This window comes from Pseudoalteromonas luteoviolacea (genome assembly GCF_001696455.1).
In the GTDB taxonomy this organism is placed as follows: domain Bacteria; phylum Pseudomonadota; class Gammaproteobacteria; order Enterobacterales; family Alteromonadaceae; genus Pseudoalteromonas; species Pseudoalteromonas luteoviolacea_C.
On sequence record NZ_MAUJ01000006.1, the window covers coordinates 178,574 to 202,684 of the forward strand.

Below are 24,111 nucleotides of genomic sequence, written 5' to 3' on the forward strand. Positions count from 1 at the left end.
CCTGTACTCTATAAAGAAAAACCATCAAGATCTGAGCTCTCTTCCACGTCACCACTGCGCTCAATCTCTGTATCGAGACGCATTTGTTCGTTCCAACGAGCTTCATCCCAGATCTCAAACTTATTTAAAAGGCCAACCAACATGAGTTTTTTCCCAAGGTTGGCATAATTGCGCAAAGACGGGGCCAATAAAATTCGGCCATTTTTGTCCAACTGATATTCTGTCGCATGCCCCAATAACATGCGCTGCCATCGCCTTACCCGAGGATTCGTATTCGACAGCTTGTGTAAGCGAGCTTCTATGTCTTGCCATTCAGAAAGCGGGTAAACCCAAAGACAGGGTTCGTTAATCGCAATGGTACAAATCACGGTTCCCATTTCTTCAGACAGCAGCGGTTGGCGATACTTCACAGGTATCGAAAAACGCCCTTTATCATCAAGGCTAATTAAGTTCGCACCGCGAAACATAGCTAAACCACCTCAACGAGTAAGAAATGTACATTTTGATCCAATTTGATCCACTTTAACCCACATTCTACCACAGTTGACAAGTCTAGGGCTTGACAAGCCTTTTTGTCAAGCTAGATAAGGGGGGTAACCTATCCATAAATCCAGAAAAAATGAGGCTTTCAAAGAAGTTTTTGAAATGTGTGGGAAAAAATGGGAAGACTTAAAAAGTCACAACCAATAAATAAAAAATTTGCGTTTAAATTAAATTCAACGACCAAAAAATACAGAATCGAATTTACCTCAAATTTAGCAAAACTTACTATTTATCAAGTGCCGTTTAATTGCTGTGCTCTGAAGTTTGGTGATTTAAGTGTGGGCGGTTATGATATACATGTATTTACAAATTGAGACTTAATTATTCTTTATTCGACAATAAAACAACGCTTTTCTAGGTTGATGCTGTTACTGTCTTTACCGGGTTTCACACTAATACTAGCGTTATTATTTGCACAGCGAGCAGACATCCTTCATATCAAAGAGCAGGATGCAATTTTTTACGCCAATCAAATCGCCACCCAACAACGTGTGGAGATAGCCGATACACAGCAACTCTTGGAGCAGCTGGCAAATAACAGCGAATTACTTCAGGCGCCAAACTCAGAATGTCCGCAGCTTTTGCGACACGCCAAACTGCTTCATCACGAATTTGCAAATTTTGGCTTGGCGACGCCAAGTGGGCATGTTTTTTGTTCTTTGTATCCGCTATCAGATCCGATCAGTATCGCCGACAGAGCTTACTTCTTGCAGGCGATTAGAACACAGAGTTTTAGTATTGGTGAATACCAGCAAGACCGCAGTGTACATACTGCTACGCTCAATTTTGCGCAACCAGTGTATCGAAACAACCACCTCCAGATGGTGATTTTTGCTGTTCGCCGTCTCACAAATTGGAGCGAATCGCTGTCCCACTTACCTTTACCAATAGGTACAAGGGTGATGATAGCGGATAATTTTGCACAAGTTGTGGCTGAGTATCCATACTCTGAAAAACTCTTAGGCCGACCTGTCAGTGAGGACTGGCCGAATAATTTGTCTGACAAGGTTGCCATCTTAGAAGGCCCCAATGGGCATCACCATGTGTATTTACGCCTGCCTTTAGAACAATCAAAATCTGAGCTCAACATCTATTTTGATTTCCCTTTTGATGATGCGCTACACGAGGTAAATCGCCAATTTTCGCTAATATTAGTCGCATTTTTACTTGCTGTGTGCTTTCTAATTTGGCTTGGTCGTCAACAGCTACGACATACGCTTTTGCTTCCTCTGCAAGATTTCAGCAATGCCATCGGCGCACTTACCCACGGCAAAGCGGTAAAATTGGATCAGCAAAATATGCCCAAAGAATTGGCTGACTTAGCAGCACATTTCGAACGCATGGCAGAGATCCGGCTAACAACTGAAAATGAGTTAAATCGCAAGCATGCGGAGATAAACACGTTAATAAGTGCATTACCTGACGACTTTCTCCGCTTAGACAAAGATGCGAATATTCTTGATCAACATGGCCACGGTGTCACAGGTCGCAATACCTTGAGCGATATTTTTCCTACACACATTAATATTCGTATAAAAGCAGCACTGGCATTGCTGCAAGACAAACCAAATACGATTTTTGAGTACGCACACAAAGACAAAAATCAGAATAAAGTATATGAAATTCGCATACATAAGATCGCAAATATTGATGAAGCGATATTAATAATGCGTGATATAAGCCAGAAAAAACAACAGGAAGAAGCACTAAATCTAGCTGCACTAACGTATAACAATAGTAGCGAATGTATGGTGATCACCGATGCTCAGGGTTACATTCTAGATACCAACCCGGCTTTCAGTAAAATTACCGGTTACGCACAACATGAAGTAATCGGTAAAACCACATCTATATTGAGTTCGGGAAAACATGATCCCAGCTTTTATGAACAACTTTGGCGCTCTTTGGTCTCCTCGGGTAAGTGGCAAGGGGAAATCATTAATAAACGCAAAAATGGTGAGTTTTATACTGAATGGCTAACGATTGATACTGTGTATGACGAGCATGGAGAGCCTTATCGTCGAGTTGGTATTTTTGCGGATATTACAGATAAAAAGCGTAAAGATGAGCAATTATGGCGACAAAGCCACTTCGACGCTCTCACCGACTTACCGAATAGAACCAGTTTGAAGAAGCAACTTAACACCTTATTTGGACTGCCAGAACATAATTTTGCTGTACTCTTGCTCGATATCGATCACTTCAAAGACATTAATGATACACTGGGACATTATTACGGCGATTTGTTGCTAACACAGATTGCACAACGACTTAAAAAAGCCACCGAATCGGTTGCTCGCCTAACTCGGATCGGGGGAGATGAGTTTGTGCTTGTATATGATAACTGCACAGATCAGTCTCAAGCGACTGCGCTCGCAGAGCAAATATTGGCTGAGATTAAAGCACCGTTTGATGTAGCCGACGAAACTTGTCATATCGCAGCCAGTATCGGTATTGCTTTAGCGCCTCAAGATGGTGAAAATACCGAACAGCTTCTAAAGGCAGCTGATCAAGCCATGTATAAGGCTAAGCAACTGGGTAGGAATGGGTTTGCATTGTTTAGTTCTGAGCTACGAGAACAAGCAGAACAGCGGATTATTCTGCTAAAAGACATGCGACAGGCACTGTGCGCCAACCAATTTGTCATGCACTTTCAACCAATCGTTTCAATGCAAAACCGTGCAGTTACCAAAGCTGAGGCCTTAATACGATGGCGACATCCAACCAAAGGCATGATCAGCCCCGCAAACTTTATTCCTTTGGCTGAAGAAACTCAACTCATCCATCAATTGGGAGAGTTTGCTTTCACACAAGCTGTGGACGTATTGAAACAAACTCAGCACTTGAGCACAAAGCTGCAATTAAGTATCAATGTGTCTCCGGTGCAATTTAGTGCCAAACACACCACACTACTTGCTTGGCAAAGCCAACTGGCCAAACACCAATTAACACCGGATATGCTGGTTTTAGAAATCACGGAAGGCTTGATGATGCAAGGTGAAGGGCGTAGTCAAAAACGCTTAACTAAGCTCATTCAACAAGGCTTTTCGATTGCGCTAGATGACTTTGGCACAGGCTATTCGTCACTGGCTTATCTCAAGCAGATGGATACCGAGTTTATTAAGATCGATAAACGCTTTGTCGACGGCATAGAGCATAATCAAGACGACTTGGTTCTGTGCGAAACAATGATTTTAATGGCTCATCAATTGGGGCTCAAAGTCATCGCCGAGGGGATTGAAACGGCCACGCAGCATGAGCTGCTCAAACAAGCTGGATGTGATTTTGGACAAGGTTATTTTTACAGCAAGCCACTACCGATGGACAGTTTCATCACCTTTTTAACAACTCAAGACACGCAATATTAAAAAGTAAAAAAGCCATTCCGAAGAATGGCTTTGTCTGTTTGGATTGAACAGCTTCTTATTTATTCGTTAACACCCAGAGCCGCCATCATTTTATTCGCGATATCGACGTGATGCTGCAATGTTGAGAATTGCTTTGTGATGCCCTCTGGTCCAAATGCATATACAGGCACTGGCGCAGCCGTGTGGGTACCTGTGCCCCAAACCACATTTTGCTGTGTCGCAACAACGCGTGCAATCTTACCTGTAAAATCCTCCGTACCGTATACATAGAAATCAGAAAAATCTTCAAAATGCGGCAACGGATGACCATCGTCATTTGTTTCATGAGATTCGTGAATCGTTGCGGCTTGCTCAAGCGTTACTGTATATGGCGTATGCTTAGTAATGGCCGTTTGCCACTGCTCTGCACTGCTATTTGCAAAGTTGTAACTGCCATCTACATCACCCATGATGTCGTAGAATGTGCCTTCCTGATTGTAAAGCGTATCGAGTAGACTTAATGCACCAAAGTTGAATTTTGGTTTGTACAGAGCATCGCCCATGCCATCACCTGGTAATGCAACCGCCTCTGGCGTATTGTGATTTGAATAACTAAAACCAAAGCTACCCGTCTCGTGGTCAGCGGTTACAACAACTAACGTATCGTTGCGGTCTTTAACCCATTCATGTACAGCTTCAACTGCTTCATCAAATTTAAGTAATTCATTTAGCATCCAGCCTGCGTCATTCGCGTGGCCTGCCCAGTCAATTTGACCCCCTTCGATCATCAAGAAGAAGCCGTCTTCATCTTTAGATAACACCTCAAGCGCTTTGACTGTCATCTCTTTTAATGAAGGCTGTGTACAGCTGTTGTCCTGCTGACACTTTCTGTATGCAATACCATCATCCATTCCCGAGTTTGCAAATAAACCCAGTAACTTATCGCCGTCCACATCCATCAATTGGGTTTTATCAAATGCCAATGCATAGCCGTGTTGATCTTTTGCTTGAACAACCAAGTTCTCGTTGTCACTACGCTTAGACTTCTTATAAACACCACTTGGCATCCCTAGCTCGGCAAGCTGCTTTTGAGTTTCTTCATTTGATGCAACGTCTTGAGGTAAAAATACACGCGCACCACCCGAAAGCATCACGTCTACATTGCCAGAAGAAATAAGTTCAGCCGCGATTTTGTCTTCATAAGAACGGTGAGGTTGGTGTGAAGCAAATGCAGCAGGTGTCGCATGGGTGATACGTGTGTCCGAAACTAAACCAGTCGCTTTACCCATCGCTTTCGCTTTTTCTAAGATAGTCGCAACTTTATTGCCCTGAGTATCTAAGCCGATCATCTCAGAACCTGCTGAAATGCCTGTCGCTAGCTGTGTTGCCGAACAAGCAGAGTCTGTAACTAGGCTGCCGGTTGGTCCATGTGGGGCATTCAGTGATAAACCCAAGTGACCTGCATTGGCAAACTTAGAAAGCGCGGTTTGGTTATTTTTATTTTTGTATACTGAATTAGGCGCGCGTTGAGCGTACTCCTCAAGTAAACCGACTTGCTGAGGGCCCATGCCATCACCAATCATTAAAATGACATTTTTAACCGAAGTAACTGGTGTAGGTGGTACCTCTTTAACGACTTCCTTTACCACTTCAACTTCTTTAGTAACTTCAACTTCCTTAATAACCTCAACAGTTTGAGTGTCATCATTACAACCGGTAAGTAAAGCCGCAGACACAGCGAGTGCAACAAATTTCATCTTCATTCGAATGTTCCTAAAACGTAATCAATTGTGAGCAGGCGCAAGTGTACGTATACAAAGTGACTTTTTTATTTCAGGAACATGTCACTGGGATTACATTTTTATTCTTACATTATTGTATTAAAAGAAATTATTTGATTGGATTTTGACGTTTTTGATTCGTACAGCCCTCTTCAGCACGTCTCTGGAGCGTACACACTTTAAAGTTTAACGTGGTTGATCCAACAAGGGCCTTACTATCTGGTAAGCATGATTCAAATGCACGCTAGGCCAAACTTATATTCAACATACTGACCAAAGTTTATGTAATGTTGCGAATTCGCAATTAAATGAGATTTTGATAAGCATCTTAGCGAATCGCTCGAAAGATCAACCCATTGCTAAATTCATAAAAGTAATCAGTTGCCTATCTTAAGTGGTTTATCTGACAAAAAAGCCGCGACACTTTTTTGATATCGCGGCTTTAGACTTTTATCGGTTATTAAGCTTATTCAAACTCAATGGTCACAACCTGCTTAAGACTATACCCCTCGTTGTTATCGTAAACGACATAGCTAAACGAGTCGTTGGCGCCGTTTGCACTGCCATTTGGAATATAGGTAAATTCACCTGAATATTCATTGATGACCACTTCACCATAAGCAGGTGCATCAGCGACTCCAAACGTGACACCTGTCCCCCCTGGTAACCTGCCTACAAACGAGACTGACTCAGTCGTGGTAAATTTAACGTCCAGACCTTGATTGACTTCGGCCGCACCAAAAATAGTGCCGTTGTATCTATCAACTGCTTTGTTTTTATGGGCTTCCTGCTCGAAGTCATAATAGAGTAATAGGTCTTGTTCACAGCCCAACACCATGTCATCTTTACATACATTGAGCTCATCTTCAGACAAAGCGCGCGTCCATATAGCGACATCGTCAATGTGACCTTTAAAGGTGTTTGAGGTCGTATTTGTATGGCTATATGCTCCTATACGAAGTGGTTTATGGTTGCTCAAGTTACGTTTATTACCTAAGCCACTGCCATTTCCACCAACTTCGCTACCATTCACATACAACCTAATCTTGCCACCTTCCCAGTTAGCTACTACCGCAACGTGATACCAACGACCCGTCTTAAACGTGCCTCCTGAGTAGGTCTTTTTACCATCGTTGACAGCATCATGGTGATACTGCAAATTATTTGAGCTGTTAATGCTTAAGCTCCAGCCTTTGTAACCTGCGTTCGCTGAGATTTTTTTCGCGAAAATATTGCGGTTTGTACCATTGGATCCTGGCTCTAAATAAATCCAAGCTGAGGCTGTAAAGTTGTCACCAGCAAAGTCTATCGAACCGTCGCTGGCATCAGCAATCTCGATATAATCTCCATTGCCATCAAGTGTTAAGTACGAGTCGTATTTTTCTAACGTTGGCTCGTTAACTAACGTCATCGTACTTTGACCCACCAGATCGGCTACCTGAGCATCAACCACCGTATCGAAATTGTAATAAGACACGAGTCTTGAATCAGTTAACGAAGCACTTAATGCACGATGCGCCGCAATCGTCTGTTGCGATAGCGCTTGGTTCCAAATACGGATCTCATCAATTTGACCATTTAGCTTCTTGCTTACACCATCATTGCCTGAACCCCATACAAAATACACATTACTTGAGTCAGCAGCGTCAACTTCAGATATGATCAATTCACCATCTAAATACACAGATAACTGCTGTGTCGGCTGATCGTAACTGATAGCATAGTGCTGCCACTGACCAACGGTCACTGTTTCTGTCGATTTAAATGTGGTGTTCGTTGCTTTAATACGTAAGCGACCATCAGAGAATATTCTAATTGCTGCTTTTGACTTATTATCGCTTTCGGTAAAGGTAATTAAGTTGGAATTGTCATCGGGGTTCAATGCATTCACTTTCACCCAGGCTTCAATTGTGTAAGAGCTATTCGGATTGAAGCCTGAATTCAGAGTTTGAACCATGCTCTGATCCGTGCCATCAAAGACAACTGATTGACCGAAGCCATTGATGATAGACAAGTCTTTGTGGAATGGGCTTTCTACATAAGTCCATTCAGAACATGCAGGGCTCCCAAGATCTGTGCCATCGTCAGGTGTCACACAAAATGCCACATAGTTATCAATATCGTCTAATGACAAGGTATATGATTGGTAAAGCTCACCCTCAATAACTTGTGCGTCAGTCTCATTGCCAGTTGCAGAACGATACCATTGGAAACGCGTCGCTTCTTCGATATCTCCATCTGGATCCGAATAAGAATAAGTCCCGAATACTGTAGACTTACCAATAAAGTCACCCGTGACTGTGACATCAGATGCCACTGGCGCATTATTTTTGTACGACAATACCGGCTCGCCACACACGCCGTTAGTATTACACAGATCAAACGATAGGTGCGTTGTATACGAATTTTGAGCCAGTGTGATTTCCGTTTCACCACCAAAATCTGTGTCAGAGAACTCAAACACCCACTCACTATCCATTAACGGACCATATGAGCCTTTTTCGTACTGAATGCCTTGCTTACCCATGAAGTAAGCTCGGGCGTCAGTACACACGGCTTCTTGCACGTTATATGAGAACTCTAAGAACTTAAACGGCATTTTATACGACGCTTTCATCTTACTGTTGTTCACAAACTTAGACTGAACATCCACTGTTAATGTCGCGTCAATCATGCCATCGTTATTAACGTCATGCGCAAGTTCTGGCGTGAATACAATGTCGTCTTCTGGGTCAAAATAAATTTCTGTGCCATCTTCTAACACTAAAATTGCTGAAGGCTCAACATTCAACTCAAAGTCTTGGAATAAATCTAATGTGATACTCACAAAAGTATCTAAGGTGCTGAACTTATAACTACGGTATAAATCTTCACCCACTGGTGCATAAAAGTCTTCAATACACTGCTCAGAAGTACCTTCAACCGCCTCCATGCCCGCTTTAGCATGCCATTTGGTCCAATTTGAACCCCAATATACTTCTTCAGACACCCAATCAATTAAATCATGACCAGCAAGAAAACGTAGCTTATCTACCTCTAAATTAATGGTTTTCTCAATGGCTTTTCTGGCGCTATTTGCGACATCAGCTGCTAACGTATCGCGAGTTAGATTTTTGATATATAGCGCAATCTCTTCGTCTGTCGTTTCAGCTCGAACAAAAGAGGTGATCGATGCCAATGGATCTGAGTGATCTGTGCTGATAATCTCAAATCCATCGGTTGCACCTAGATGAGCATAAACAACATCTACAAGGTAGTCGCCGTCAACCATACTGGTGTCGTACGTTAGGTTTGAACTAACTTGTTTTGCATGCGCAATTGTCGTTGCCAGCGATAACTCATAATGGTGTTCTGCAATGAGGGTAGCAATTTCGTCATCTGTCAGTTCACGCGTTAAATCGTAAACTTCCACACCCTCGTCCAACTTGTAACAATCGGCACGATTTAAAGCATTGGCACAGTTGTCACCATAAATGCCTGATGACTCTGAACCGACACTTTTCTCATATGAACCATAGTCAATTTTGGTTGTGTCATTCAGGTTTGGGAATACTTCCGACTCAAAGCTCATGAAGAAGTCTTCAACAATTAACTCCGCTGAGATTTGTACGCCTGGGGAAGACGCCATGAAGTTCGAGTGAGGGTCCACTTTAAATTGCGTGGTTAAGTTAACCGGTTGACCTACTTGAATTTCATCTGGGTATTTTAAGTCCATGGCTAATGGGATATCCGCTTCAACCCAACCACCAAAGACATCAAGACCACCCACATAGTGAATTTTACCGCCTGACTGTACTCTAAATGCAGGCCAGGTCGCCGCGCCCGTATCTTCATCAGGCAGCGTCCAAGTCATTTTAGTTTCAGTTGATGCCCAATCAGGTGAACTCATACCAAGCAGTTCAAGCACGGTATTGTTACCCCAATAACTGCCCTCACCACTTGCGTCACCGGAAAAGCTTATGGTCATGGCTTCCATGTCTAATACATCAACGGTAATGTTCGCCACATCCGTTGTGTTGTATTGGTCATAAACAATGACTTCTAAGTTATAGCTAGCGGTGTTTTCGAAGTCTAAACGAGAAATGTCAGGGCTGATGCTTAACACACCGGTTTGTGCATCTAGCACTAGGTCACCATCTGTGTTGCCACTTAGAATTTGAAAAGTAACAAAGTCGCCGACATCATTCGGGTCGGCCAAAATAGTGCCAATCTCAGTACCACTTGCAGAAGCTTCACTCACAGTGAAAGATTGCGCTTCAATGGTGGGCGCATTGTTAACGGCAATACTCACACCGTCTTGCACTAACATGGTCGCAGCGCCTGCTGTAAACACTTTATAGGTGATATTGTCGATAACTTGCGTTGTGCCTGAATCAACCCACTGGTTGTTCGCCGCACCAATATAGTCATCATCATCACCTAAAATGCGCAAGTTTGAGTTGCTGCTGACACTTTTATTCAGTGTGATTGAATTTGCACCTGAGCCTCGAATGTCAAACACCTCAACGTTACGCACGCGAGATGCTTGCGCTGCGAGATTGAGGTTAATGCCTGCGCCATCAAAAACCAATGTATCTGTATTGCCGCCCCCGTCGATACGCGTGAAGGTATTGTCAGAGATAAAAATGGTATCTTCGCCAGGGCCTGCATACACCGCATCAGCCCCTCCATTGGTGCGAATAACATCATCACCGGTTCCCGTTGCGATATTATCTGCCGTTGCTGCACCTGTGATTGTATCATCACCCACAGTGCCCCAAAGTGTCACTAAATTACCATCGCCGTTTAATACATATACTGCACCGGTGTTGCTTAAATTGTTTTTATCAGCAGAAGGCGTACCAAATTGAATATCTTTGATGCCATCGCCATTGATGTCACCCGCGCTGGCGATGAACTGACCTAACTGCTCGCCACCGTTACCTTCAGAATAAAAACCTTGTTTTGTCTCAATAATTTCGCTTAGATAAACAGGGTTTGTACCTGCACGTCCGTATACTGCATATACACGGCCTTTGTTATCTTCTGCAAACGGATCGCCAACAATGATGTCGTCAAAACCATCACCATTTAGGTCACCTGCACCACCGATAGAGCCCAAAATAACCTGTAAATCACTGTGATCAATATTGGATGCATCATTGTGAATAACAAAGCCACCGTTGCCTTGTGCAATATCCGCTAAGTTAATTTCATCGGCAACGTTTACTCCACCGAATAAGATATACGCGCGGGGATGGTCAATGGCAGAGCAACACCCTGTATCGGTCAGCAATAACGCAATATCGTCAACACCATCAGCATTCACGTCACCAACATGGGATGTGGTAAATGAAGGCAGTGTATTTAAGCTTGCACGACCAAAATTAAAACCGTAGTTGCCGCTGGCTTCCGGGATGATTTTAATGCCATTTCCACTCGATTTGATGCTGTTGTACTTAATCGATTCGCCACCGATACGGCCATATGCAACATAACTGGTGCCAGACGTATCAACATATAAACCATGGCTCACGATAAAGTCAGTTAAACCGTCACTGTTAAAATCACCGGTTGGTAATACTTGTGCACCATAGTGCCACCCGCTGAATAGCCTTCTGCTTGGGCGAGTAATCGCAAAACCTTGCGTGTTGTAGTCTGTCGCAACATTGGCTAACTGAACCACGTTGTTGTCTTTCTTACCGTAAACAACATAGGCTAAGTTAGGATCTGCCGTGCCATCTTCTAGCAAGTCTCTTAATTCAAATGCCCCCGTTCCTGCTAAAAAACGCGTAACTGTTTCACCGATAACAATGTCACCGAGGCCATCACCATTCACATCGCCGACAACTAGCGTCCCACCTGCGTAGTCTTCAGTGTAAGCGCCATGAATAGCAAAGCCGTCGTCACTGCCTCCCTCGTTTAAATCAGACAGTGGCACATAGTTGGTGTCTGTTTTACCAAATACAACGTAGGTTGAACCTGAATGCTTACCGTTAGTACCTGCATAAGGCGCACCCACCACAACGTCTGACAATCCGTCACCATTGATATCAACGCCGCCTGCCACCGCAAAACCTGCGTTATCGCCAGACTCAGCTCCCATGATCCCAAAACCACGAGTACCACCGATCACTTCCGTTAGTGATGGAAATGTGCCCGTTGCATCACTGAAAAGAACGTAAGCTGCACCATTATCTTCGTACATAAAGGTGCCATCATTTCTATAAACATCTGCTTGAGGAGAGCCTACAATAATATCGTCAAAGCCGTCACCGTTTACGTCACCAGCAGGGGCTACTGACCAACCAGCCCAGTCATCCGCTGCTAGACCATCAATGGATTGCGCATTGTTGTTCAGAGAGTCATTAATGTCGTTTACATTAATCGTGACTGTCGAATCATACGTATTGCCTGCCCCATCTTTCACACGAACCGTTAATACGTACTGATTATTGCCCAGCTCAAAATCTAATTGTGTTTGGTCAGCAACTTTAATGTCACCTTTGATTGCATCAATTGAGAACACACCCGCATCGTTACCAGAGACGATTTCATAGCTATAATGTTCCAGTGGTATATCCCAACGACCCGCCTCAAAGATTTGATAATGCAGTTCAAACTCACCAAAGCGGTTTGGTACCACACTTTCATTATCGCCATGCAAATACCCTTGTAGCATCATTGGCGCAACGAAGTTTAAGCGTACCGCCGCATCAACAATGTCTTTGTCTATTCCCACCGCTTGAACGAAGACAACTGGGTTGTTATAAGATTTCGAAAAAGTGATTGAAAATGGCGAATCACTACCTGAATCAGCGACTTTGATGACGCCCGTTTCACCTACAATTGCCAAGCTTTCTGTAAATAATAAGCCTGAACCTTGCAGTGCAAACACGTTAACGTTTTCAGCCGCATGGGCGTCATCGTCAATATTATCAATGTGCACTTTTACACGGTTTGCTGAGACTTCATCAATCGCCACACCACTTTGAGATGTGCCATTGTAGGATGCTAAGGAGGTTAAAATCGTTGGGGCTTCTGTAATTGGCGCACTAAACGCATGGCCATGAACCTGATGTGTCACCGCAGAGCCTGTGCTTGAAACTTCAAATGGCTTGTCATTCCAAAGCGCTGAGATGGGCTCAGCAAATGCTATCCAGCCAAGCGTTTCGCCCTCACCAGTATTGGTAAAGCTTTGAATAACACTGGTGCCTTTTTTATCGAGCTCAGACTCCAGTACGGCCTCAAACCCCTGTGCACTCACGTTATCTAAGCGGTGACGCATCAACAGTCTATTATTGTTTTTGCTCGTTAGGCCAGAATAAGAGTAAGTACTGACTTCATACTCTACTGCGTAGTCACTATTGGATTGGATCTGACCGAAAACAATCGGCGCTTGCGTAAAACTTGAGGCAAATGAGATGGGCTCAAATGCTTCACCATTGGTTACCCAATTTTTTATGTCTGTTTTACCGACTTCTAAACGCACCGTTTTATCGGATACGCCATCAACAAAACTCACCCGACCAATGGTGGTGTTTGTTTTGGTATTTTCATCAACATGGATTGTTAATGGTGCCATAGCAGCTTCAGCACTATTGGGGACACTTGCCCCCAAAGTCAGCAAGGCTAAGCACAGTTTAGTCCGCATCATAATATTAATACCCCCTATTAATTGACAGATACAGTTCAACTTAGGGTTTATGACATGCAAATGTGCAAAAAAATGGAACGAATTAAAACATGCTTGAAACATCATTATTTAAATTATAAAAACAATAAACGTGATAGAAACGCAACTGCTGTGTTGTCCTAATGATGGTGTGGTATACCAAAGTGTTTAAGCGCTGATTAAACATGACACGGTTTGTGCACGAGCTACGATTAACGCTTGTCGTCTATTGATTGAATAAGTGTCACTTTAAAATTGGGATTGCGTGCTACTGTCTGTCATAGCGCGAAACATCTGCAGGATGAAGGCTAGTAGCCGCTTTCTTTGGTGGTGTGGGGTGACTGATTTTCATGTTCAAAAAATTTAAAAACGGATCCTAACTGCGCAACAGTCGCACAGCAGGATAGTTACTTAGCAAATTTTAAATCGAGAACTGGCTTTGATTATTGTTGTGGTTGCTGTTTTATTGAAAAGAGTTAAGGTAATTCACAGCTGTAAGCAGTTTAGAGTTCAATTTCGACATATCATCTATTTCAGGTGTTTTTGATGGCCGAACGCCTTCAAAGCGCTTAAGCACTTTATTTAAACGGTAATATAACCCAGCCTCCCCCTGATTCCACTGCTCCTGATAAATCTGTTCGCCAAATTCGTAGCCTATTATAGAAAGGATATCTAATACATTAGATCTGTTAACATCCGATGCCACTCTGTAATGGCCACTTCCTCCGTCTATCCATGAAAGCCTGCATTCTTTAATTTGAAAATTGCCCGCAGCAAGCACTTCTCCATGATTCGCTAACTGAGAGTGGGGAACATATTGAAAGAACGGCTTCGCTGCCCCTCCTTCTCCAATATATTCAGCAGCAGGCATATAAAGTATTTTCTTCGAGGGTAAAACCACGTACATATAAAAACCATCTCTCAGTGGGAAACCGTGATAACCAACCAGTGTATCTGCCCCCCATTTGTCATTTCTGGGCATAATGTACAGGTTTGGAAACTCTTCACTTGAGCCAACCATTTCACCATCTCTGGATTTATTTTCGTACCAGTCACCCAACGCATGAATATTGTTAACTGTCTTAGTTATATATTCACCAGATGCGTTGTAATACCCTTGATTTGAAAAATATCTCATGTTCCGGTTGAGTTCATCGCGCCTCTCTTGCACTTCTTGTGTAGCAGCTTGTGGAGGGAGTACGTAATGTTTAGCAATACGAAGAATTAGCTTATCAGTGGTGCTTGTACCCCATGATATTCTTGCCGGAATAAAACAATCTCTTAGCGTTTCATTTAACAGTTCATAGACGTTTATGCAAGCACACACATAACTATGGGTGTATCTCGCAGGAACGTTGTTCACGGATTGTACAAGGTTTAATCCAACTTGGCACTTCTCTTCAAAGAAGTGCTGAAGTGTAGCCTGAGTTGCTTTTGCTATGCAGTGATGGTGAATTTTAACCATTTCTTCTGAAGTCGGAATCTCATCAAACCTATTGTCATTTGCAAATAGCCTGTTAAGCCCTACACCGTAACTATGGATGTTTTCCCACAGATGGTTACATACTGGACTGATGTCGCGCCGTGTCATCAGCAACGACATGGTTTCATTCAATTTTTCTGCGGTATTTCCTGCTGCATTTTCCAGTAACATCTTTAAAACAGAGTAATATTTGTTTGAGTTACTTTTAAGCTGGTACTCCACTTCTGCGAGAAACCATTTCTTGTTAACGTTAGCCATAATTGTCCAAAAATTTGTTGTAATAAGTGCAGGTATTCTATTTTGGAAAAACCATTATGGCTCGGGGGAAACACTGAAAATTGATAGCTCTTGGAAAAGTGAGAGTCGGTTTGTAAGCCGCATTCCTAGTCAAACAATCGTTCGTTTAGATAGTTAAAAAGGAAGGTGTGAGTTGGTCTATAAGACAACTGAAAAAATCTGATTTTATTGAATTTTTAGAATCTGAAATTTAATTTGAGTGCAACCGTGTACCTTTGGTCGACCACGGTTCTGAAATGTAGGGGTTTTAGAAAACCGCTTGAAAGATCAAGCGGTTACTAAAATTTCTGAGTTGGCCTATAAGCCGGGTTCTGTCCCTCTTGCGAGGTGATAATCATTCGTCTAGGCCTAAAATCGCTCTTAGGCTCAAGCAACCTACCCGGTTCCGATGTGGGCCACACCATAAGGAACCCTATTTGGTCTTGCTCCGGGTGGAGTTTACCTTGCAACCAACTGTTACCAGTGGTCCGGTGCGCTCTTACCGCACCCTTTCACCCTTACCAACCGAGGTTGGCGGTCTTCTCTCTGCTGCACTTGTCGTGGGCTTACACCCCCCAGCCGTTAGCTGGCACCCTGCCCTGTGGAGCCCGGACTTTCCTCCCCTTGATCATTTTCGTCACAAGCAGCGATTATCCGGCCAACTCGCGGCGCATTATACCTGTTTCTAGCCTAAAGCACAGCGGATTTTTTGCTATTCTTCTCTTTGTGCAATAATCGCTTTGTACAATGCGTTCTTTTTCAGACCAAAGTACTCAGCAGCCACACCACATGCCTTTTTAAGCGGCATTTCAGCTTCCAAAAGCGAAATTAATTTTTGTGCTTCAGGCGTGATTGCCGCAGTTTCCTTGCCCTTTCCAGGCAACATAAGTACCAACTCACCACGCTGCCTTTCTGGCTCATCGGTTAGAAAAGCAATTAGCTCAGACACTTCACCGCTAAAAAACGTTTCATATGTCTTAGTGAGCTCTTTGGCAAACACCACTTGCTGCTGTTCTCCTAACGCGCTGGCAAGATCATCCAGACTCGCCATAATGCGGTGCGTACTTTCATACATAATGCTGGTGATCCCAGACTCAAACGCCTCTTTGAAAAACTGTTGTCTAGCTTGGCTTTTTGCTGGCGTAAAGCCAATAAATTGAAACTTATCGGTTGGTAATCCTGAGCAGCTCACCGCAGAAATTGCAGCACATGCCCCCGGAACCGGTGTCACTTGCGCACCAAATTCTCGGCAAATGTTCACCACGGCATAGCCTGGATCACTGATAAGCGGTGTGCCCGCATCTGAAACCAAGGCGATATCTTTGCCTTCATTCAACCAATCTAAGACCTGCTGCGCTTTTTGTTTTTCATTATGATCATGCAGCGCAAAGGTTTTTGCTTTAATATTAAAGTGACTAAGTAATTTACCTGTATGGCGAGTATCTTCTGCGGCAATTAAATCGACCTCAGCTAATGTCTTCAGCGCCCGTTCACTGATGTCTTCTAAATTACCGATGGGCGTGGCCACGATATAAAGGGTGCCAATTTTATTAGTGGTTTCGGCTTTTGTCATTGAGGTCTCCAAGATCAGTCAGTAAGATATTCACATACAAAGTGATGAGTGAAGGTATACGCGTGCAACTGAAAAAAATAAGTCTAATTATGGCCATATTGTCGGGGTTATCTGCCTGTGGCACAACCCCTAATAGCACTCAACCACCTACAAACGCACAATCACAGCTTAACCCCCCTCAAATTGTACAAGATTTAGATGCTGCGGCACTCTATACAAAAGCCCTTGAAAAAGACGGTGCAGCGCGTATTCAGCTACTTTACAATGCACGCGAAGCAGCGATAACTGAACGTAACTGGCAAGTCCTAGAGCAAGCTTGTAGCGAGCTTGAGTCTAAAGCCAGTGTCGATCATGTACAAAACAAGCTGTATATAGCCTTAGCTCGTAAAGAACTTCAAAAATACGAAAGTGCCCACGAAATACTGCAAAGTGTTGCCCAGAAATTAAAGCTCCCAGAGCATAAAGCATGGCATCAATATCTCACTGGTAGTATTTATGCCTCACAAAATTTACCCAAAAAAGCGCTCGTTCATTATTTTAAAAGCGCTGATATCGCTCAGCAAAACAAGCTTGCGATAGCAGGACTGGATAGCGAGGTTTGGGTCGCATTACAACAACTTTCATCCTATGCATTAGAACGTTTTGACCGCGGCTCTGTCATCCAACAAGGTTGGGTTAAACTCGCTAAGTATCATCAGGTTTACCTCGGTTCAACCGTGCAATTGCATCAAGCAATGAATAACTGGCAACGTCGTTATAAAAACCACCCTGGTAGCTTCATTATTCCAACAAAAGTTAAATCAGACATCGACTTAGCACCATACCAGGCTACTAAGCTAGCCATTTTGCTTCCGCAATCGGGTAGTAGTGAACGCCTTGGCGCGGCATTGAAAAATGGTTTTCTGGCTGCAATGGACAGAAGCAAAATATCAGAGATCTACTTTATTGACGAGATGGACAGTCCCGAGTTAATTGAAAGAAGCCTGCAAAAAATCCAAGCTGATTTTATTATTGGGCCATTACTAAAGTCTAATGTTATCAAGGTGAAAAGCAGCAGTTATGTAGCCAACTCTCCAGCTATCTTCTTGAATGAAATTGATGAATCAGAGGCTCAGCGCGTGCACTCTGAACACTTTTACTTTGCACTTAATCCTGAGCATGAAGTCGAACAAGCCATGGTTCATTTTTTAGCAAAAGGCTATCAGAAACCAATGATTCTTGCGCCTGATACGCCCTCAGGGCAGCGTCTAATTGCACACTTCAACCAACAGTGGCAAGGCTTTAGTGACACCCATCCTGAAGTTGGCTTTTACTCAAACAGCGAAGACATGGTAAAAGTGATCACTGAACTGTTAGAAGTCGACGGCTCAAAAACGCGAATCAAAGAGGTCAGAAACCTATTTCGCAGTGAAGTTGAAAGTGAAACGCGCTCAAGACGTGATTTAGACGCCATATACATTTTGGGCGATGCAATAGAAACGAGGCTGCTAAAACCATATTTGGATGTTAACGTCAGCACCTTTGCTGAGCGTATTCCCCTTTATGCAAGCTCTCGTAGTTACAGTAAACAAATCGATAAAACAGATAAAGGGGATCTGGAAGGCCTATACTTCACTGAGTTACCCTGGATGCTGCCCGATGCGATTAATGAACGAAATTTAAGAGATACCTACTCTCGCCTTTGGCCAGAACAAGCTGATATAGAGCAACGCTTATTTGCCATGGCGTACGATGCAGTAAACTTGATACCAGAGCTTAAACAACTTAATAAGATACCTGGAAAAGAGTTCGAAGGTCTCACAGGTGCACTCAGCATCAAAGAAGCAAATCAAATACACAGAAAATTAATTTGGGCACAGTATCACAAAAACCGAATTCGCTTAGTTAGCTTAGATGAACGCCCACCGACCCCGTTGTTTATGCAACATGCGGAGCAATAAAAGGGCGGTGTTGCTGAGCAAAGGAGAAGAAAAAAGGAACTTTTATGCTAAAAGGACTATTTGGCAATACCCGTGAAAAAGGTCAGCACTACGAAGTCATTGCGGAACAATATCTGATAAAGCAAGGTCTTAGACCTGTCACTCGCAATTACCTGTGCCGTTTTGGGGAGATTGACCTCATTATGCAAGAAGCGCAGACTTGGGTGTTTGTTGAAGTGAAATTTAGAAAAAGTACAGCCTACGGTGGTGCGGTCAATGCATTATCGGCTAAAAAGCAACAGTGTTTAAGGCGCAGTATTTATCAATATACTCAAGATTATGCCTTGCATAATCGTGCTCTACGCGTAGACTTTGTTGCAATACAGGGGGATAGTCCCCACGCTATACAATGGATAAAGAACGTTTTTTAATATGCAAGAATCTATCAAGGCCATCTTTACCGAGAGTATTCAGGCACAGATCGCAGCCGGAGAAGCTGTCGCAGAGCAATTAGAAACCGCTGCTTACGTGATATCGCAAACTTTAATTAATGGTAATAAGTTAATATGTTGCGGTGTACCAAGTAGCCATATGCTCGCTGAGCATTTTGCCAGTTTACTTATCAATTTCTATGAAACAGAGCGCCCATGTTTGCCAGCTCTGACGCTGAGTCAATCAAACATAAACTTAAGTGGTCAAGTACCTAATGCGCACCACGAGCTCTTTGCAAGACAAATTAGAGCTGTCGCACAAGAAGGTGATCTTCTGTTTGCAATTGCCGTAAACGGAAATGAAAAAGAAGTCATTAGTGCCGTTGAATCAGCACTCACGAAAGACTTAAAGATCATCGCGTTAACGGGTAATGATGGCGGAGAGTTAACTGGTCTACTGGGCCCCAACGATGTCGAAATTCGTATGCCAAGTAAACGTGCGAGTCGTATTTTGGAATCTCACTTGTTTACCATACATTGCCTTAGCCAGCTTATTGATAATATTCTTTTCCCTCAGGATGATTAGTATGCATTTTAGAACCATCTTGTTACTTTGCGCTATTTTACTTATCCAAGGCTGCGCCGTTGCTGTCGTTGCAGGCACCGCTGGTGCCGTCTCAGCAGCAAACGACAGACGCACGATCGGCTCTCAGATCGATGACAACAGCATAGAAATAAAAGCTACATTGGCACTAAAGCAGATCCCGCGTTTAGCCAAACATGCAAATATAAATGTCGTCAGTGTGAATGGCACCGTGCTACTAACTGGACAAGTCGCCAATACCGAAATGCGCTCAGAAGCAAATAATGCCGTTAACAAAGTCATGGGTGTAAAACGCTTACTAAACCAAATCAGAATTGGCAGTAACATTGGTCTATCGACGCAAACTCACGACACTTGGTTAACTTCTAAGGTGAAAACACAACTCCTCGCCAATGACAACGTCAATGGCAGTAATATCAAAGTCATTACAGAAAATGCTGAAGTCTTCTTAATGGGGATGGTTGATAAAGATGAGGCTGAGAAAGCGGTAGATATCGCGCGAAATATTCATGGCGTTGAAAGAGTTATCAAAGCATTCGAGTATCTATAAAATAGATGTTCCGTTTTAAAAGAAAAAACCTGCATTAGCAGGTTTTTTATTATTTTATTACGCGTAAGTGAGCGCCCTTTTTGGGCTTCTCTTCGCTAGAGCTTGGCGCTTTTGGCTGTGAAACGGTTGGCTCTTCCTCGGTGGTTTCCAGCTCAACTTCCTCAGCGTCTTGTGTGTACTCATCTTCCACATTTGACTCAGAAAAGATTGTACCCTCACCGTTTTCTCTTGCGTAGATCGCTAGCACTGCGCCAACAGGCACATATACCTGCATAGGCTGCCCTGAGAAACGAGCGCTAAAACTCAACGCTTCTTTGTCCATCAGAAAGTTATTGGCGGCACTTGGACTCACATTCAGTACAATTTGCCCGTCTTGAACAAACTGTACTGGGACTTGAACTTGCGGATAATTTGCATTGACGACAATGTGCGGTGTACATTGATTATCCACAATCCAATCGTAAAACGCCCTAAGCAAATAAGGTCGATTCGACGTCATTAGCTGCGGATCTCGCGCTCGATATCTGTAAGTGATGCTTGGAAAGACTCACGCTCAAATAAACGCAACATATAATCTTTCAATTCACTTGCACCACTGCCAGTTAGCTCAATGCCTAGCTGAGGCAAACGCCATAAAAGCGGTGCCATGAAGCAATCAACAAGGCTAAACTCTTCACTCATAAAGTAAGGCGCTTCACCAAAGATAGGCGCTACAGCAAGTAATGCTTCTGTTAACTCTTTACGAGCACTGTCAGCATCATTTCCAGTCATAATTCTCTCAGCAAGGCTATACCAATCGCTTTCAATGCGGTGCATCATCAAACGGCTGCGGCCACGCATTACTGGGTATACTGGCATTAACGGTGGATGCGGGAAACGCTCATCCAAATATTCCATAATGATATTTGCTTGGTACAAACCTAGTTCACGGTCGATCAAGGTTGGTACTGTACCATATGGGTTAATTTCGTGTAGCGCTTCTGGCAAGTTGTCCTTTTCAGCCAGATGAATATCAACGCTTACACCTTTTTCTGCTAAAACGATACGAACCTGATGGCTATACATACAGTTTGCACCAGAAAAAAGAGTCATAACTGGGCGCTTGTTGGCAGCTACGGCCATGCCTACCTCCATAAAATAATCACAAAGTAATCAAATCACTTTAAACAGCAATAGGGGCATAAGCCCCTATTACCTAAAATCACCATTGAGTGTTCAAGTTAATGAACGTCTCTCCAGTACTCTTTCTTCAAGAAGAAAGCTAAGATGAAGAAGATTACCAAGAATCCGAGCACTTTGATACCTATTGCCTCAGATTCTAGTCGCGAAGGTTCACCCACATACGCTAAAAAGTTTGTAAGGTCTCTTGCCGCTTGGTCGTATTCATCGTCACTCATCTCACCGGAGCCGTCAGTTTCAACACCCACAACTTTGGTTACAGTTTCACCACCTTCAACCACTTCTTCAGTGATCGGCATTGGTAGCCCCTGTAGTTCCTGAAGAACGTGAGGCATCCCCACAAGTGGAAATACAACATTATTCACACCAAAAGGTCGAGACTCATCTTTGTAGAATGACTTTAAGTAGGTGTAAATGTAATCTGGCGATTTAACGCGAGATATCAGCGTTAAGTCAGGCGGCGCAGCACCAAACCATTTCGCAGCATCCTCTTTAGACATAGCATTAAGAATATGCGAACCCACTTTAGAGTCATCAAAAATTAATGTCTCTTTACCTATTTCTACTGGGATACCAATATCACGAAACGTACGCTCGTAACGCTGGTACTGCATCTGGTGACAACCCAAACAGTAGTTCATAAACAGTTTGGCGCCACGCTGTAATGAAGCATTATCCCTTAAGTCAATGTTAGCATCCATCAATGGCATTGATGGACCTGCTGCCATTGCAAAGGTTGGCAATAATGCGAATAAACCGATCAATAGCTTTTTCATCATTTCGTCAACCTCGTTGGTAGTGGCTTTGTTACTTCGTTCTTGGAATATACATAAAGTAATACAAAGAACATGAAATACGTCACAGTACAGATCTGAGACAAAATCGTCGAAAATACCGTCTGTGGTGTTGCACCTGCCCATCCTAAGATTAAGAAGGTCACAACAAACTGAGCTATATTCAATTTGTGCCAAATGCTGCGATAACGGATTGAGCGAACTTTACCTCTGTCTAGCCATGGTAACAGTGCCAACATGACAATCGAAGCGCCCATCGCCACTACGCCCGCTAGTTTATCAGGAATAGCGCGTAAAATCGCATAGAAAGGTGTAAAATACCAAACAGGGAAAATATGCTCAGGTGTTTTAAGCGGGTTTGCCGCCTCAAAGTTTGGTGCCTCTAAGAAGAAACCATTCATTTCAGGCATAAAGAACACCACCCAGCAAAACAGAATTAGGAATCCTGCAACACCCAGCACATCTTTCACGGTGTAGTAAGGGTGGAATGGAATAGCATCAACCACATCTTTTTTGTTGGTATAGTATTCATGGAACTTAAATTTGGGCTTATCTTCTTCTGCAACAGACCCTTTTTTGCGCTTAATCTCAATGCCGTCTGGGTTATTCGAACCCACTTCGTGTAGCGCTACAATGTGTAGGAAAACGAGAATCACTAATACCAATGGCAGTGCGATAACATGCAAAGCAAAGAAACGGTTTAGAGTTGCACCGGAGATAACGTAATCACCACGGATCCATTGTGTTAAGTCTTCACCAATTACGGGGATAGCACCGAATAACGAAATGATTACCTGCGCACCCCAAAATGACATCTGCCCCCAAGGTAATAAGTAACCCATAAACGCTTCAGCCATCAACGCAAGGAAGATCAACATACCAAATAACCACAGTAGCTCTCTTGGTTTTTGATATGAGCCGTATATCATTCCTCGAAACATATGTAGGTAAACGACAACAAAGAATGCAGATGCACCCGTAGAGTGGAGATAACGTAATAACCAGCCATATTCAACATCACGCATGATGTATTCAACTGAAGCAAACGCCCCCTCAGCTGAAGGCACAAAGTTCATCGTCAACCAAATACCTGTCACTATTTGATTGACCAATACTAAAATGGCCAATGAACCAAAAAGGTACCAAAAGTTAAAGTTTTTAGGTGCTGGGTACTGTGCGATATGCATGTTCCAGACCCGAGTCATCGGGATTCTGTCATCAATCCAGTTCACCACAGAGCTCACGACGCCACCCGATTTAGCTTCGGTATTGTCGCCCATAGTGGTTTGTTCTTCGTATTTGCTAGTCATTACGCCACCCCTTCTTCTTCACCCACCAAGATAGTGGTGTCATCTAGGAAGACGTACGGCGGGATCTCCAGGTTTAACGGTGCTGGTACGTTTTGGAAAACGCGTCCAGCCATATCAAATTTAGAACCGTGACACGGGCAGAAGAAACCATCCGCTGTGCCCTCAACTTTTTCACCAAAGCCGCCATTCATGAACGTTGGAGAGCAACCTAAGTGGGTACAAATCCCAACTGCGACAAATATCTCTTCACGCTTTGAGCGGTAACTATTCTTTGCCGATTCAAGCTGTTGCGCTTCATCGGAATTGGGGTCACGAAGTTGATCTTCGTGTTGTTTCATTTGTTCTAACATTTTTGGGGTGCGATAAATAACCCATACAGGCTTACCTCGCCACTCAACACGAATTAATTGTCCAGGCTCAAGTTTGCTAATGTCCACTTCTACAGGAGCCCCTGCAGATTTAGCACGCTCACTTGGATTCCAAGACGCAATAAAAGGAACAGCAGCTCCAGCCGCACCAACGCCACCTACAACAGAGGTAGCGATAGTTAAAAAGCGACGTCGGCTGTTGTCTACAGGCGCATTGCTCATCCACTTATCTCCACTATGATCCTCAACACTTGCTATATTGAGAACATCAGTTACAGCAGGTTAATTTAAGATATTTC

General features: G+C 43.3%; 15 protein-coding genes and 1 other RNA gene. 5 read left to right on the forward strand and 11 right to left on the reverse strand.

Annotation, left to right across the window (positions count from 1 at the left end; all coding sequences use genetic code 11):
* Nucleotides 1–8: 8 nt before the first annotated feature.
* Nucleotides 9–467, reverse strand: a complete 459-nt coding sequence (gene mraZ / locus A7985_RS17485; RefSeq protein ID WP_063374371.1) for a division/cell wall cluster transcriptional repressor MraZ — start codon at nucleotides 465–467, stop codon at nucleotides 9–11.
* 438 nt (nucleotides 468–905) lie between these two features.
* On the opposite strand from mraZ, the gene A7985_RS17495 reads away from it, so the two are divergent.
* On the forward strand, nucleotides 906–3,911 hold the full coding sequence (locus tag A7985_RS17495; protein ID WP_065791705.1) for a bifunctional diguanylate cyclase/phosphodiesterase: 3,006 nt from the start codon (nucleotides 906–908) through the stop codon (nucleotides 3,909–3,911).
* 59 nt (nucleotides 3,912–3,970) lie between these two features.
* Here A7985_RS17495 and A7985_RS17500 read toward each other — a convergent pair whose 3' ends face one another.
* The 5 genes from A7985_RS17500 to rsmI form a co-directional block, all read right to left on the reverse strand.
* Nucleotides 3,971–5,653: an alkaline phosphatase gene (locus A7985_RS17500; protein ID WP_065791706.1), complete on the reverse strand. Its 1,683-nt coding sequence runs from the start codon at nucleotides 5,651–5,653 to the stop codon at nucleotides 3,971–3,973.
* A 484-nt stretch (nucleotides 5,654–6,137) separates the two neighbouring features.
* The gene (locus tag A7985_RS17505; protein ID WP_065791707.1) at nucleotides 6,138–13,307 is read right to left on the reverse strand and encodes a LamG-like jellyroll fold domain-containing protein; all 7,170 of its coding nucleotides are present in this window, start codon (nucleotides 13,305–13,307) and stop codon (nucleotides 6,138–6,140) included.
* Between the two features lie 481 nt (nucleotides 13,308–13,788).
* On the reverse strand, nucleotides 13,789–15,066 hold the full coding sequence (locus A7985_RS17510) for a hypothetical protein (RefSeq protein ID WP_065791708.1): 1,278 nt from the start codon (nucleotides 15,064–15,066) through the stop codon (nucleotides 13,789–13,791).
* A gap of 323 nt (nucleotides 15,067–15,389) precedes the next feature.
* Nucleotides 15,390–15,750: RNase P RNA component class A (gene rnpB / locus A7985_RS17515), an RNA gene on the reverse strand.
* A gap of 46 nt (nucleotides 15,751–15,796) precedes the next feature.
* Nucleotides 15,797–16,657, reverse strand: coding sequence for a 16S rRNA (cytidine(1402)-2'-O)-methyltransferase (gene rsmI, locus A7985_RS17520; protein ID WP_065791709.1), 861 nt, complete (start codon nucleotides 16,655–16,657; stop codon nucleotides 15,797–15,799).
* 62 nt (nucleotides 16,658–16,719) lie between these two features.
* Here rsmI and A7985_RS17525 point away from each other — a divergent pair, with 62 nt between their 5' ends.
* From A7985_RS17525 to dolP, 4 genes are read left to right on the forward strand one after another with little or no spacing between them, the layout of a single operon-like run.
* Nucleotides 16,720–18,597: a penicillin-binding protein activator gene (locus A7985_RS17525; RefSeq protein WP_065791805.1), complete on the forward strand. Its 1,878-nt coding sequence runs from the start codon at nucleotides 16,720–16,722 to the stop codon at nucleotides 18,595–18,597.
* A 44-nt stretch (nucleotides 18,598–18,641) separates the two neighbouring features.
* Nucleotides 18,642–19,007 (forward strand): YraN family protein, encoded by a 366-nt coding sequence (locus tag A7985_RS17530; protein ID WP_065791710.1) that lies wholly within the window; start codon nucleotides 18,642–18,644, stop codon nucleotides 19,005–19,007.
* Nucleotide 19,008: 1 nt separating this feature from the next.
* Nucleotides 19,009–19,593, forward strand: coding sequence for an SIS domain-containing protein (locus A7985_RS17535; protein ID WP_065791711.1), 585 nt, complete (start codon nucleotides 19,009–19,011; stop codon nucleotides 19,591–19,593).
* 1 nt (nucleotide 19,594) lies between these two features.
* Entirely contained in the window at nucleotides 19,595–20,161 is a 567-nt protein-coding gene (gene dolP, locus A7985_RS17540) for a division/outer membrane stress-associated lipid-binding lipoprotein (RefSeq protein WP_065791712.1), read from the forward strand.
* Between the two features lie 49 nt (nucleotides 20,162–20,210).
* On the opposite strand, the gene A7985_RS17545 is transcribed toward dolP, so the two are convergent.
* The 5 genes from A7985_RS17545 to petA form a co-directional block, all read right to left on the reverse strand.
* Entirely contained in the window at nucleotides 20,211–20,660 is a 450-nt protein-coding gene (locus tag A7985_RS17545; protein WP_065791713.1) for a ClpXP protease specificity-enhancing factor, read from the reverse strand.
* Nucleotides 20,660–21,283 (reverse strand): stringent starvation protein SspA, encoded by a 624-nt coding sequence (gene sspA, locus A7985_RS17550; protein ID WP_065791714.1) that lies wholly within the window; start codon nucleotides 21,281–21,283, stop codon nucleotides 20,660–20,662. The genes A7985_RS17545 and sspA overlap by 1 nt, the downstream gene beginning before the upstream one ends.
* 98 nt (nucleotides 21,284–21,381) lie before the next feature.
* Nucleotides 21,382–22,119, reverse strand: coding sequence for a cytochrome c1 (locus A7985_RS17555; RefSeq protein WP_065791715.1), 738 nt, complete (start codon nucleotides 22,117–22,119; stop codon nucleotides 21,382–21,384).
* Complete coding sequence (locus A7985_RS17560; protein ID WP_065791806.1) at nucleotides 22,116–23,414, reverse strand: cytochrome b; 1,299 nt, start codon at nucleotides 23,412–23,414, stop codon at nucleotides 22,116–22,118. The genes A7985_RS17555 and A7985_RS17560 overlap by 4 nt, the downstream gene beginning before the upstream one ends.
* Nucleotides 23,415–23,443: 29 nt before the next feature.
* Nucleotides 23,444–24,034 (reverse strand): ubiquinol-cytochrome c reductase iron-sulfur subunit, encoded by a 591-nt coding sequence (petA, locus tag A7985_RS17565; RefSeq protein ID WP_065791716.1) that lies wholly within the window; start codon nucleotides 24,032–24,034, stop codon nucleotides 23,444–23,446.
* Nucleotides 24,035–24,111: the final 77 nt, after the last annotated feature.